The sequence below is a fragment of the Streptomyces barkulensis genome, from assembly GCF_002843305.1.
Lineage (GTDB): Bacteria > Actinomycetota > Actinomycetes > Streptomycetales > Streptomycetaceae > Streptomyces > Streptomyces barkulensis.
In genome coordinates this window covers 97,618-111,067 of sequence record NZ_PGSG01000106.1, presented here as the reverse complement: position 1 = coordinate 111,067, position 13,450 = coordinate 97,618, and the positions used below count along the sequence as shown (strand labels likewise).

Below are 13,450 nucleotides of genomic sequence, written 5' to 3'. Positions count from 1 at the left end.
ACCCCAGGGGCTTTGAGAAGTGATCTTGTGTCCGGGTTCGTCATGCCAGTCCGAGGGCGGTGAGGGGCCGCAGGTGGTCGCGGGCGGTACGGCGGAGGGCGGCTGCGATGTTGGTGTGACCGTCCTGGCGGTGGACGCCGATGGCGAGGTTGCTCCCCCAGCCTTCGGCCGGGAGGTGCCCCCAGGCCGGCCATGATGCGGGGCAGGTGCCGGGTGCGGATGTGCGGGGCGTCCTCGTGGAAGGTGCGGTCGCGGACGTGGTGCAGCTGGTTCTCAATGCGCCAGTGGCCGCGGATCCAGGCTGCGGGCTCGTGGCCGCCGGCCGCACCGGGCGGCAGGCTGGTGACCAGGTAGATCCGCTCGATCGTCAGCTTTCCCGTGCCAAGATCGCGTCTCCAGCGCACGACCTGGAGGGCTTGGCGGGCGTGCGGGTGGTCGAGGTGAGCGAAGGCGGCGGTCTTCAGGCGTCGGATCTCGTCGCGGTGACGGGCCCGGGTGCGCTCGACGTGGTCGAGGCGGATGTCGCGCCAGGGCAGGCGGCGGAGGCGCTCATGCAGTCCGGGGTGGTTCCGCTTCACGACGGCCAGGTAGTGCGCTCCTCGTTCGTGCAGGTAGGCGGCGTGGTCGTGCTGGGTGTGCAAGGCGTCCGCCGTGATGACGGCGTCGGTCAGGTCGACGCCGTCCAGGAGCGGGGCGAAGGCCGGGATCTCGTTGCTCCTGCCGTCGATCTGTCGTTGCGCAAGGACCTCGCCGCTGTGGGTCATCGCGGCGATCAGTGCGGTGGCCGTCCGGCGGGTGGTGCGGGAACCGCGGAGGGTCTTGCCATCGACGGCGATGACCTTCCGTTTCGAGTTCGGGGCCTTGCGTGCCCGGAGGAAGTCGCCAATGGCGCGGTCGAGGGCGTCGCCGTCCGCAGCGGCGAGGACGAGGCGGACGGTGGTGGCATGGGGCGGGCGGATCAGTCCGGTGGGGGTACCTCCCGGCCGGAGGCTGGGGGAGGGTCGGGGCGGGATCCGAGCAGGGCCAGGACGTGCTGGGGGGGCGTCGGCGATCCACTCGCCGATCGCCGTGATGGAGGCGGCACCGGCCAGAACGGCGGCAGCCGCGGCGGTGAGAAGGGCCGTCCAGGGGGAGCGGATGCCGCGACGGGCCCGCGGGTCGGGCACCGTGGCCAGAAAACCCCGCAGGTCAGCGACTGTCTGCAGCGGGATCGGGTCGGGGGTGTCCCCCAGTTGCCGAAGGCATGACGGCATGCGGGAAGATGGGTGCGCAGGCATGGACTCGCTCGGTGCTCATACGGACTCGACACCCACATGATCACCAGCGTCCATGCCTGTTCTGTGTCCAGGGTCACCGCTGGCAGAAGTCGACAAGCCGCCACATCCGGAGCTCAGCAGGCGAACCGCCCACCTCGGCACTTCTCAAAGACCCTGGCCCCTCAGGCCTGTGTGCCGGAGACTCATCGGTCGCCGGCTTTCTCCTTCAGGTCGTGATCACCGAGCGTCCGGTGGGCGAGTTCGAGCACGCTGCGGGTGACTTCCGCGGTGTCGATGGGAGTCCGGCGGGCGATGAGGTCGTCCAGCAGGCCGTCGGCCGCGTGGTAGACCATGCGGAAGGCCCAGTCGGGGTTGTGGCACCGGAACGCGCCCGCGGTGGCTCCCCGGCTGACGAAGTCGCACATGAGGTCCACCACCCGGGCGTTGGACTCCTTGCACAGCTCCAGCGCCTTGGCGTTCGCCGATCCGTAGACGATGCGGTGCAGTCCGGCGTTGTCCACGGCGTGCTCGATCAGGGTGATCAGCAGCTCGTCGATCGTCGGCCACCACGCCTCTCCCCTGGCGAGGATCTCCTCGGTGGTGGCGACGAAAGCGTCGACGTACTCCTCCCACAGGGCGCCGAGAGCGTGGTCCTTGGTTTCGAAGTACGCGTAGAAGGTGCCTTTGCCGATGTCGGCGGCCTCGGCGATGTCCACGATCTTGGCGTCGGCGAAGCCGATCGTCTCGAACACCTCACGGCTGGCGCGCAGGATGTCCGCTCTGCGCTCCTCGGGGCTCTTGACGACCCTCTTGCGCCTCTTTCGGACCGTCGGCCGGGTCATCGCGCACACCTCCTGTCGGTCACCCCTCCACCCTACATGACCGACCGGCGGTCGATTGACTGACCGGCGGTCAGTCAATTACGGTCGTCGCGTCGCGAGGGGCGCCTCCCCGGCTCCTCGCGCCTCCCTGGCCAGGGCTTCCAGCTTCCGCTTCCGCGCGAACGCGAGGACGACATGACAAGCCACCCCCCGGCCGCAACCCGCGGCAAAGGCCCTCTGCTGACCTTCATCTGCGTCGGCATCTTCATGGTCTATCTCGACTCCACGATCGTGAACGTCGCGCTTCCCGCCGTACAGCGCGATCTGTCGACCGACATCACCCAGCTCCAGTGGGTCATCGACGCCTACGCCCTGGCGGTGGCGTGCCTGCTGCTCACCGCCGGCACGCTGGGCGACATCCTGGGGCGCAAGCGCATCTTCCTCGGCGGCCTCGTCGGCTTCCTCGCCGCGTCCGTGCTGTGCGCCGCCGCGTCGAGCTACGAGTTCCTGCTGGTCGCCCGAGTCCTGCAGGGCGCCGCCGGATCGATCATGATCCCGGTCTCCCTGGCCCTCATCTCCGGCGCCTACCCCGAGCCCGCCGCTCGGGCCCGTGCCATCGGCGTCTGGGCCGGTGTCGGCGGACTGGCCCTGGCCGCGGGCCCCGTCCTCGGCGGTCTGCTGGTGGACTCCCTCGGCTGGCAGTCGATCTTCTGGGTCAACGTGCCGGTCGGCCTGGTCGCGCTCGCCGCGCTGGTCCGCATGCTGCCCGAGAGCAGGTCGCCGGTCGGGCGCCGCGCCGACGTCGTCGGCCAGCTCCTGTTCATCGCCGCGATGGCAGGCCTGGTCTACGGCCTGATCGAGGCCAGCGCCGAGGGCTGGGGCGCCCCCGTCATCCTCGGCTCCTTCGCCGCGGCCGCCGTCGCCCTGACCGCCTTAGTCCTGTGGGAACTGCGCCAGGACGACCCGATGCTGCCCATGGGCCTGTTCCGGAGCCCGGTGCTGGTGGTCGCGGGAGCGGTGAACTTCCTCGGTCTGTTCGGACTCTACGGAAGCATCTTCCTGCTCACCTTCTACCTCCAGCAGATCAACGGACTGTCCACCATCGAGACCGGTGTCCGGTTCCTGGCCCTGAACCTGGCGATCATGCTCTTCTCCTACGTCGCGAGCGTCCTCGCCGCCAGGTACGGCCCCAAGATCCCCATTCTGATCGGATCGGCGGCCAGCGCGGTCGGCCTGTTCCAGTTCTCCCGGCTGGAGCCGGGCGGTGGCTACGACAGCTACTGGTGGGCCATGGCACTGCTCGGGGCGGGCGTCTCCCTGGTGGGGGCCCCGGCCACGGTCGCCCTGCTCTCCTCCGTCCGTCCCGAACAGGCCGGTACGGCCTCCGGGGTCTCCAACACCTTCCGTCAGGTCGGGAGCGTCTTCGGCGTCGCCCTGACCGGCACCCTGCTGGTCCAGCACCTGGGCGACACCGTCCCCGGCGCGCTCTCCTCGGTCGACATGACCGCCGCCCGGCGCGACCGGGCCGTCGAGGCCCTCTCCAGTGGCGACCTCGGCGCCATCGGCGACCTGCCGGCCCGGCTGCAGGGCCCGGTGATGGACGCGGTGGCCCCGGTCTTCACGGACGGGCTGCGCGTCGGCTTCGCCGCGGCGGCCGTCGGCACCATCGTCGGCGGGCTGTTCGCGCTGATCGTCCTGCCCGGCCGGGGGAAGCGGCCCACCACGACGCCCGCTTCCCCCGCTCCCGCCTCACGCGTCACCACCGGGTGACGCCGGGCCGGCGGCCCCGGTGCCGTCCGGTCTCGCGGGCCTCCCGACCGTCCTCACCCTCACCCGGAGTCTCACGTGGATACCACAACCCTCGCTCCCGCCTACGAGAAGCTGCCGGCGGCAGCCGAGTCCGTAACCGACGGCAGTCCCCTGCCGGACGCCGACCGTGCGCAGGTCGACCGGGTGCTGGCGCACGTCGCGCTGAGCGACCGCGCCCTCGCCGGTGCCGCGCGTCAGGTTCTGGCCGGTGAGCCGGCGCGCATCGACAACGCGCCGGCCGTGTCGAAGACGGCGATCGCCTCCCTGCTGTCCTCCACCGCGCACGAGGAGCGGACGGAGATGGTGCTCGCAGCACCCGCCCGCACCCCGCAGCGGGCCGCCGGGAGGCGTCTTTCCGCCGGCCCCCGATGGTCGGCCCCCGATGGCCTGCCCCCGGCGGTCAGGAGTCCGGGCGGGAGGCGCGGGTGGCGCGGGTGGCGCCGGCCGACGCGACCACCACGCACAGCACCGCGGCCCACTGCGACCAGTACAGCGACTCCCGCAGCACCACCAGGCCGATGAGGGCCGCCACCGCCGGCTCCAGGCTCATCAGGATGCCGAACACGCGCGGCGGCATCCTGCGCAGCGCCTCCAGGTCCAGCGAGTACGGGATCACCGACGACAGCAGCGCCACCCCGAGCCCCGCGGCCAGGACCCACGGCTGGAGCAGCTCCGTTCCGCTGTCGGCCACGCCGAGCGGCACGGCCATCAGCGCCGCGACGGCCATCCCCAGCGCCAGCCCGCTCCCTTCCGGGGTGTGGCGGCCCAACGCCGCGCCGAGCAGGATGTACAGACCCCAGCACACCCCCGCGGCCAGCGCGAACAGGCAGCCGACGAGGTCGAGTTCACCGCGCCCCTCCATCAGCAGCACCACGCCGCCTCCCGCGAGCACGGCCCAGAACGCGTCCAGCCACCGCCTCGCCCCGGCCAGGGCCACCCCCAGCGGCCCGAGGAACTCGATGGTCACCGCGATCCCCAGCGGGATCCGGTCCAGCGCCAGATAGAAGCACAGGTTCATCAGGCCCAGGACCGCGCCGTAGCCGAGCACCACCGTCCACGCGCGGCGGTTCATGCGCGGCGACGGCCGCCACAGCAGCATCAGCACCGCCGCCGCGAAGAACAGCCGCAGCGCGACCGTCCCGAAACTGCCCGCCGCGCTGAACAGGTTCTTGGCCAGCGCCGCGCCCACCTGGACGCTGACGATGCCGAGCAGTACCAGCGCCGTCGGCGGGACCGCGTCGAAGACGCGACCGGCCGACGCGGTCAGAGGGGGGCGGCCGGACGGCGGAGACGCACGGGTTCCGGTCCTGTCCGCGTTCGAGGCGTTCGATATGTTCGGGGTGGCCACGCGCGGAGTATCGATGGCCGGGCGCCACGCGTCACACGGTTTTCCCGCAGCCGCCCGCGTCCGGGATCATTCCGTGGCGGACCCCCGGCCCGGCGGCCCGGCCGGTGCCGTCCGCCCGAGGGGGCGTCCGGTCGTCGGCCCCGGTGGCCGTCGGCTTCGGCGCTCCGCGGGCGCGGACCGAGCGGTCACCCCCGGCCGGCGCGCCGGGGCGGAGCGGCCACCGGCTTCGGCGCGCCGGCCGGGGCGGCCCGGAGGACGGGGCGGGAGCGCTGCTCGATCCGGGCGAACAGCAGCGCCAGCGCGATCATCGCTGTGATCATCACGGCGCTCAACGGCCGGAACGTGTCTCCGAACAGGACCTGCGCGACGTACGTCAGGCCGGGCAGCGTGGTGAGCAGCACCATGGTGACCATCGGCGGACACCTCTGGATGCCGATCTGGAGCAGGTAGAGCGGGAGGACCACACCCAGCAGCCCCGCCACCGCCGCGGCGCCGAAGGCCATCTCCTGGCCGCCCGGCCCGCCGCGCGACAGCAGCAGGAGGGCGGCCACCGCGTAGGTGAGATGGAAGCGGTGGGCCATCACCAGGACCGGATCCACCCCGAGCGTGCCCAGACTCCGCGACACCATGGCCAGATACGCCGCGCCGAACCCCGCGGCCACGGCCAGCGCCCCGCCGCCGACCGTGGTGGGGCCGGTCCGCGACAGCTCACCCGGCGGCACGCACGCCAGTGCCGCCAGGAGGGAGACGGCCAGCAGCGTCCCGCCCCTCGCCCAGCTCGCCCGCCCGGGTGCGCCCGTGCGGCGCACTGTGTCGATCAGAGCGACGGCGAGCGGCCCGACGCCCGCCATGAGACTGGCGGCCAGCGCGGCCGGTACCCATACCAGGGACAGGTAGAAGCCCAGGAACGTCACCGCGCTCGCGATGTTCATCCGCCACAGCAGCCGCCGCACCGGCCGGCGCGGTGCCGGCGGCCGACGGCACCCGCGCAGCACGGACATGAGGAGGAAGACGGCCGCGGACGACACGAAGGCGAGCAGGGAGAACAGCAGACTGCTCGTCACGTCGAGCCGCCCCGACAGAAAACCCTCGGTGCCGGCCTGCAACAGCACCGAGAGGGCGATGAGGGCGATGGGCACCGGGCATCAGTTCCGTTCGGCTTCGGCCAGGCGGTAGAACCCGCCGGTGTCCTCCAGGTCGTGGAGCACTCCGAGTGAGCTGAGCAGCAGGTCCTCGTCCTCGTGCACGAGGTAGGCGATGCCGCTCCGCCCGGTGGTGAGATGACGGTCGTGGATCGGCTCGCCGACGGCGGGGAGCCGGTCGATGCTGTGGAAGCCGGCCAGCCTGCGCAGGACCCGCGCTCCTTCCACCGCGAGCAGCACCCCCGGGCGGTGCGGACGCAGGAACACCTTGGCGACTGTACGGGCGGCGGTGTAGGGCAGTTCGAAGCGCCGGGCGAACTCCTGGGGGCGCAGGAAGCGCTCCACGACGAGGTGCTGGTGGCTGTAGCCGAAGGCCGCGTGGTAGGGGTCGGGGGCCAGGGAGGGGCCCATCACCCGGGAGTTGACCTCCACCAGCCGCGGTCCCCGGCCGGTGAGCATGACCTCCGTGTGCGCCGCGCCCTCCCGTATGCCCAGGGCGTCCAGGCAGCGCGACACGTAGTCCACGAGTTCCCGCTCGGCGTCGTTCAGGACGGGGCGCGAGATGATGTGCCGCAGGACCGGGGCGCCTTCCGACCGGTCGATGCGCTCCGCGTAGACCTCGCTGGTCAGGTGGCGCCCCTCCATGCTCACCGTGTTCACGATGTACTGGGTGCCCTGGAGGAACTCCTGCAGCAGCACCGCGTCGTTGACCTCCCCGGTGAGGTTGGGCCGGCCGGCGATCCGGCGGAACGCGGCGACGGCCTCCGCGGCGTCGGCGCTGATGTGGCAGCCGTCGCTGCCCGCGCTGTTGAGGGGCTTGATCACGAGGGGGAAGGCGTCCCAGCCGTCGAGCGCGTCCCGCAGCTCCGCCTCGGTGCGCAGCAGCACGGTGCGGGCGTGCGGCAGGCCCGCGTCGGCCAGCGCCCGGGCCATCAGGTACTTGTCGCGCCGCGCGGCCCGCAGCTCATGCCGGTGGTGCGGCAGGCCGAGCAGTTCCGAGAGCTCGTCGGCGAGCGTCACCCCGAACTCGCTCGCCGCGATCACGGTGCGCACTCCGGCCGAGCGCAGGTACTCGGCGGTCCCGGCGAGTTCCGTGTGCAGGTGTGACCTGCGGCCGTTCGCCGTCGCGCGGTGGAAGGCGGACGCCTGGTCCCGGGTGTGGACGAGCAGGCAGTCGGCGCCTTCCTCGGCGAAGGCGGCGGCGAGTTCGCTCCCGCTGGAGACGGGGTTGACGAGGGCGATCACAGGGAGATCCTTTCCGCGCTCGGCTCGGCTCCCTCGCCGCTGTCCGAGGAGAGCTGCCGGGCGACGACCGCCGCATGCTGGGCGGCGGCTCTCAGGTAGTTGACGATCGGGTAGCGGCTTCCGGCACCGGCGCCGAGGGCCCAGACGCGCTCGGCCGGGCCCTCGGGTGTGAAGCGCACCCGGAGGTCCTCGAGGACCTCCGGCGCCGCCCCCCGGCAGCCGTGGCCGATGCGCAGCCCGTTCGGGGCACGGCGCATCGGCGGCGGGCGGTAGCCGGCGGCACAGACGAGATGGTCGAAGGACTCCCGGCTGCCGCCGGGCCACTCCACCGTCCAGCCGGCCTCGTGGGGTTCGACACGCAGCGGGTACCGCGGTGAGACCCTCAGGCGGCCGTCCGAAAGGTGGCGGAGCAGGAGGGAGGCGTTCCGGAGCGGTATGGCGGAGATGTAGCGGGACATCAGCGCCCTGTACCGCTCCAGGACGGTGCTCCGGGATCCGGCGTCCCACCGGGAGGCGTACGCGTTGAGCACGTCGATCAGTTCGGCGACGACGTCCTGCCACGGGATGTGCGCGGCGGCGGCGAGACGTGTCTCCTCACGGAGGGTCTCGGCGGCGTCGCCCGGGAAACGGCGGACGCCCACCGGACCGCCCGGACCGCCCGGCCGCACGGAGCGGGCCGCCGACAGCAGCTGGCGGGTCAGCGCGCGGTCCAGGTTCTCGTCGTCCGGGCCGACGCCCGCCCAGACGCCGTGGTCGAGCACCGGGGACGGCATACGGCGAAGACGGGTGCGCACGGCCGGCAGCTCTCCGGAGGGAGAGGTCAGCACGACACGGCGCCGGGCGTCCCCGGCCAGTACCAGGGCCGCGTCGATCGCGGACAGCTTGGTCCCGACCACCAGAACGCGTGCCTCAGGGGGCAGCTTCCGCAGTCTGTGCGCCGGGTGGGCCGCCTCGATGAGGCGTGGGTGGCCCGCGTAGGGCCGGATGTCATCCGGCAGGACCGGGACGTCGGCGCCGTGGCACAGCAGGACGTCCGTACCGGTGATGAAGCCCCCGGACCGCAGGGCGACCCGGTACCCGTCGCGGACCCGTTCGACGGCGGTGGCGTGGTCGCGGAAGTGCGTGACCCGTACGCCGGCGCGCCGCGCGTCCTCCACGTACCGGCCGAAGCGCTCACGGCAGTACTGGCCGACGAGCCAGCGGGGGACGAAGTCGTCGCGGTGGACGGGGTGTCCTCGCGCCGCGAGGTAGGCGAGCAGGTCCGACTCGCCCTCCGCGATCAGTGAGGTGACGTCGACCGAGGTGTTGCACAGCAGGGCGGGGTCGGTCGTGCCGAAGGCCGTTCCCAGACCGATCGGCAGCGGGGCGGCGAAGGTCACGCTCTCCACACCGCCGCAGAGGCGGACCAGGTGCGCCATCGCGCTCACGGCTGTGGCACCGCCTCCCACGACGACCACCCTCCTGCGCGCGGCCGGAGAGGCGGCATCGCTCACCGGTCCCGCACCTCGCGCAGCCAAACGGCGAACTCCGGCGAGTGGAGCAGGTCCGAGTGACCGCCGGGGAAGTCCCGGTGGGCGCACCCGGCGGCGGTGACCGCGGCCCATCCGCCCATCCCGTCCGCGGACGCCAGTGGATCGGCGGTCCCGCAGGCGGTGAAAACCGGACAGCGCACCTCGGGGAACTCTGACGCGGTGAACTCGCCGAGCTGCCGGAGGTCGTGCGCGAGGGTGTCGAGGACGACGTCCCGCCATTCGCCGGACTGCTTCGAGAGCAGTCCGGGGTCGATGCTCTCCAGGTAGGTCTCGGCGTCCGTCCGGCTGCGGGTGGCCGCCTCGGGGACGGTCAGCAGGGACGGTGCGGTGGCGCCCGCGACCGCCAGCGCGGAGACCCGCGTGCCGAGCTGTTCCAGTCGCGCCGCCGCGGCATAGGCGACGTACGCGCCGAAGCTGTGCCCGACGAGGACCGGGCGGTTCGGCCGCCGGCGCACCTGGCCGACGCACGCCTCCACGGTGTCGTCGAACGACCCGGCGGTGCTGCCGAAGTCCTTTCCGAAGCGGCCGGGGTAGCGGACGACCCAGGCGCCCGGAGCCAGCTCACCGACCAGCGGGCGCAGTTCGCCCCCGAATGATCCAGCGCCCGGAAAGACGAAGACTCCGGGCTCCCTTGGACTCACAGATTCCTCCCTTTCCCGCCACGTGCTGGACGCGCGGCCCGTGAGATCACCGAACCGGCCCCGCGATCCCTCCCTCCCGTCCGGCGAGCCGGGCGGATCGCAGGGCCGTTGTGCTTCCGGGCTCAGAACCCCAGCCCCAGTTCGTCCATGACCATGGCGATGCTGATCGCGCTGACGCGGAAGTCCCACTTCTCCGCGCCGCCCCGGCCGGCGGGCGGCTCAAGACAGCCGGGAGCGAACAGGCCACTGGCCTCGACGAGGCCGCGCCAGTCGTCCCAGGTCCGGTCGTCCGCGGCCGAGCACAGGTCGTACGCGGTGAATCCGTGCTTTCCGCGGGAGAGCACGGATCCGGGGACGATGCCCCGATAGGCCGACTTGAGGCACTTCTTCCCCTCGAAGTCGACCACCTTCGCACTGTCCGGGACCTGGAGCGCGAGGGAGACGACCGGCTCGCCGAGGAACGGATAACGGCCCTCGACGGAGCTGCCCATCAGCATCGAGTCGCCGTGGTCGCCCAGCAGGTGGCCGGTCATCTGGACGTAGACGTCGGCGATGGACCGCAGCTGCATCGGGGTGAGCGACCTCACCTCCTCCTCGGTGAACGGGATGAGCCTGGTCCGCCAGAACTCGTCGCCCTCGAGCGCCTCCCGGGCCGGGAGGGCGAGGAACCTCTCCCGCCGCCGTTCCACCTTGGCCCAGTCGACCTCCCAGCTGAAGTCCGCACGTCCCCAGGCGTGTTCGTTCTCGGCGCGGGCGCTGCGACGTGACCGGGCCGCGCTGTCGAAGGCGTACGAGTCGTAGCCGAAGAACAGCTCGTCGGCGCCCTCGCCCGACACGACTCCCTTGACGCCGGCGGAGCGCACCCCGTCCGCCAGCATCATCGCGGCCACGTTGTAGGTCTCGCGCTGGGGGTAGCAGCAGTGCCTGACCATCTCCTCGAACCGTGAGGCGATGTCGGCCCTGCGGCACAGGATCTGCTCGTGCTTGCTCCCCGCCGCCCGGGCCACTTCGCGCTGGAAGCGCCCCTCGTCCAGCCCCGGGTCGTCGAAGACCACCGAGAACGTGCGGACGGGCGCGTCGGTGAGGTCGGCCGCCTCCATCAGGATCGCGGTGGAGTCGAACCCTCCGCTCAGGTAGGCACCGATCTCCACATCGGCGCGCAGACGGTCGCGTACCGAGCTCCTCAGCGCTTCGCGGAGCGCCTCCTCGGGCACTGGATCCCCGGCCGGCGAGAACTCCCCGTACCGCCAGTAGCGCGAGGTCGTCACGCCGTCGGCGTCGAACCTGACCGCGCAGCCCGGAGGCACGGCGCTGACGCCCTTCACCAGCGTCCGCGGCGCGACGATGTTGCCCGTCGCGAAGTACTGGTCGACCGCGCCCACGTCCACCTTCCAGGCCCGGTCGACGCACCGCACCAGGGGCTTGATCTCCGAGCTGAAGTGAACGCCGGCGCCCGCGGTGGTGTAGTACATCGGGCAGATGCCGAACCTGTCCCTGGCCAGGTACAGCGCGTTCTCGGCCCGGTCGAGGATCACGGTGGCGAACTGCCCGTCCACGAGGCGGAGCCCGTCGATCCCGTACCGGGCGACGAGTTCCGGTATGACGGAGACGTCCACGCCGTTGCCCGCCCGGTCGGCGCCCACCCTGTCGCGCAGCGCCCGGGAGTTGAACACCTCCCCGTTGGTCATGGCGACGTAGCGGCCGCCGCGGTCCTCCGCGGGCTGCCAGCCGTCGGACAGACCGGTGAAACCGAGGCGGCCGAGCTTCGCGGCGATCGTCCCGGTGTTGAGCGAGTAGGTCTCGTCCGGCCCGCGGTGCAGCAGCCGGGAGTGCATGGCGGCGGTGATACCGCGATCGATCCCGCCGTGGGGTGAGAAGGTACCGCACACACCACACATCGTGATCACACGCCCCGGTCGCGCAGCTGGTCGATGAGGACCTTCAGGTTCTCGGCCCGGAGCACGTCCCGGACCCCGGCGTCCATCCAGCCGAGTTCCTTCAGCTTGTTCGCCAGGACCACCGTGGAAGCCGAATCGCCCCCGACGTCGAAGAAGTTGTCCTCGACACCGACGTCGGGCACGCCGGTGAGGCGCCGCACCAGGCCGAGAACCTGCTCCTCCGGCGTGTCGCCGCCGCCGGCGGCGTCCGGCGCGGAGCGCCGGTCCGCTCTGAGCGCGTCCCGGTCGACCTTGCCGTTCCGTGTGTACGGCAGGGTGTCGACCCGGTGGATCACCGAGGGGACCTTGTAGGAGTCGAGGACCGTCTCCAGGTGGGCGCGCAGCGCCCGCGGCGTCACCGTGCCCTGGTAGTAGCAGACCAGCGCGTCGGCGGCGGAGTCGTCCGAGCCGTCGTGCGCCTCCGCGGTCACCACCGCCTCCAGGACGCCGTCGAGCCGGCAGGCCGCGCTCTCGACCTCCCCCGGGTCGAGGCGGTAGCCGCGCACCTTCAGCTGCCGGTCCAGCCGTTCGACGAAGAACAGCTGGTCGCCGCGGCGTTCGACGATGTCGCCGGTGCGGTAGACCCGGTCGGCGTTGCCGTCGAGGAAGGGGCGCAGCCCCTGCGGGGTCAGATAGCCGATCGCGACGCTCTCCCCGGTGATGACGAGTTCGCCACGGGTACGGCCCGGACCGGCCGGCTCGTCCCCGTCCGCCGCCGGCAGCGGCAGGAGGTCGTAGGAGCAGTCGCCCACGATCGTGCCGAGCGGCACCGCCTCGGCACAGTCCTCCGGCTCCAGGGGTGCGCTGAGGAGGTTGCAGACCGTGGTCTCCGTGGCCCCGTACGCGTTGTGGAAGGCCGCCGCCGACGACCACTTGCGGACCACCGCCTGGCGGCACGCCCCGCCGCCGTTGATCACGTGCTCCAGGCTCATCGCGTTCGTCGGCTCCGTCGCCGTCAGCGCGAACGGCGTGGTCTTCAGGTGGGTGACGCGGAACTTCTCCAGGGTGGCCTGGAGCACCGCCCCGGGGGTGAGCCGTTCCTCACCGAGCACCACCAGGCAGGCTCCCGCGGTCAGGGTCCAGAGGATCTCGGTGATGCATCCGTCGAAGGTCAGACGGGCGAACTGAAGGGTGCGGCTGGTGGTGTCCAGTTCCAGGGCGCGCACGTGGTCCCCGACCATGCGTGCCAGGGGTTCGGCGCGCACCAGGACGCACTTGGGCTCCCCGGTCGATCCCGAGGTGTGGATCGCGTAGCCGATGTCGCCCCGGTACGGCCCGAGGCCCTCGGGGGCCGGAAGCCTCCGTCCGGCGGCGTCGCCGCGCCACCGGGCCGGTGTCGGCACGAGTTCGGGGGCGGCCGACGGGGAGGGGCTCGCGGCGAGCGTGTTGACGCCGAGCGACAACACCTTGGTGAGGTTCGAGGAATCGCTGTCACGCGGGTCGATGAACACGAAGGGGCGTCCGGCCCGCAGCGCGCCGACCATGGCGACGATCGAGCCCGAGGTCCTGCCGGCCTCGATTCCGACGAACTCGCCGGGCGCCGTGGCCGACTCGAGCCGCCCGGCGAAGTCGGCGACGCGCTCACCGAACTCCCGGTAGCCGAGCACGCCGTCCGCGGTCTCGAGCGCCTCGTGTTCCGGGTTCTCCCGGATGCGGCGCTCGATCTCGTCCACGACTGATGGCTGCTGTGCGGTCAATTCTTCACTCCTCCACGCTTGG

The 13,450-nt window shown here is 72.1% G+C and carries 10 protein-coding genes; 1 reads left to right on the top strand and 9 read right to left on the bottom strand.

What is annotated here, in order from left to right; genetic code table 11:
* The coding region (locus CUT83_RS23850; RefSeq protein ID WP_241524760.1) for an ISAs1 family transposase at nucleotides 1-1,253 on the bottom strand (1,253 nt) is incomplete at its 3' end.
* A 206-nt stretch (nucleotides 1,254-1,459) separates the two neighbouring features.
* Nucleotides 1,460-2,098 carry a TetR/AcrR family transcriptional regulator gene (locus CUT83_RS23845; protein WP_101257886.1) on the bottom strand — a complete coding sequence of 213 codons (639 nt, stop codon included), beginning with the start codon at nucleotides 2,096-2,098 and terminating at the stop codon, nucleotides 1,460-1,462.
* Nucleotides 2,099-2,272: 174 nt separating this feature from the next.
* On the opposite strand from CUT83_RS23845, the gene CUT83_RS23840 reads away from it, so the two are divergent.
* Entirely contained in the window at nucleotides 2,273-3,847 is a 1,575-nt protein-coding gene (locus CUT83_RS23840; protein WP_101257885.1) for a DHA2 family efflux MFS transporter permease subunit, read from the top strand.
* A 439-nt stretch (nucleotides 3,848-4,286) separates the two neighbouring features.
* Here the strand turns inward: CUT83_RS23840 and CUT83_RS23835 are convergent, their stop codons facing one another.
* From CUT83_RS23835 to CUT83_RS23805, 7 genes are all read right to left on the bottom strand, one after another.
* Nucleotides 4,287-5,234: an EamA family transporter gene (locus CUT83_RS23835; RefSeq protein ID WP_240957715.1), complete on the bottom strand. Its 948-nt coding sequence runs from the start codon at nucleotides 5,232-5,234 to the stop codon at nucleotides 4,287-4,289.
* Between the two features lie 185 nt (nucleotides 5,235-5,419).
* Nucleotides 5,420-6,373: a hypothetical protein gene (locus CUT83_RS23830; protein WP_101257884.1), complete on the bottom strand. Its 954-nt coding sequence runs from the start codon at nucleotides 6,371-6,373 to the stop codon at nucleotides 5,420-5,422.
* A 6-nt stretch (nucleotides 6,374-6,379) separates the two neighbouring features.
* Nucleotides 6,380-7,621: an ATP-grasp domain-containing protein gene (locus CUT83_RS23825; RefSeq protein WP_101257883.1), complete on the bottom strand. Its 1,242-nt coding sequence runs from the start codon at nucleotides 7,619-7,621 to the stop codon at nucleotides 6,380-6,382.
* Complete coding sequence (locus tag CUT83_RS23820; protein WP_158239052.1) at nucleotides 7,618-9,114, bottom strand: FAD/NAD(P)-binding protein; 1,497 nt, start codon at nucleotides 9,112-9,114, stop codon at nucleotides 7,618-7,620. Before CUT83_RS23820 ends, CUT83_RS23825 begins: the two co-directional genes overlap by 4 nt.
* A complete protein-coding gene (locus tag CUT83_RS23815; protein WP_158239051.1) occupies nucleotides 9,111-9,794 on the bottom strand; it encodes a thioesterase II family protein in 684 nt (227 codons plus the stop codon). Before CUT83_RS23815 ends, CUT83_RS23820 begins: the two co-directional genes overlap by 4 nt.
* 122 nt (nucleotides 9,795-9,916) lie before the next feature.
* Nucleotides 9,917-11,692, bottom strand: coding sequence for an asparagine synthase (glutamine-hydrolyzing) (gene asnB / locus CUT83_RS23810; protein ID WP_101257903.1), 1,776 nt, complete (start codon nucleotides 11,690-11,692; stop codon nucleotides 9,917-9,919).
* 5 nt (nucleotides 11,693-11,697) lie between these two features.
* Nucleotides 11,698-13,428, bottom strand: a complete 1,731-nt coding sequence (locus CUT83_RS23805; RefSeq protein WP_101257880.1) for a non-ribosomal peptide synthetase — start codon at nucleotides 13,426-13,428, stop codon at nucleotides 11,698-11,700.
* Nucleotides 13,429-13,450: the final 22 nt, after the last annotated feature.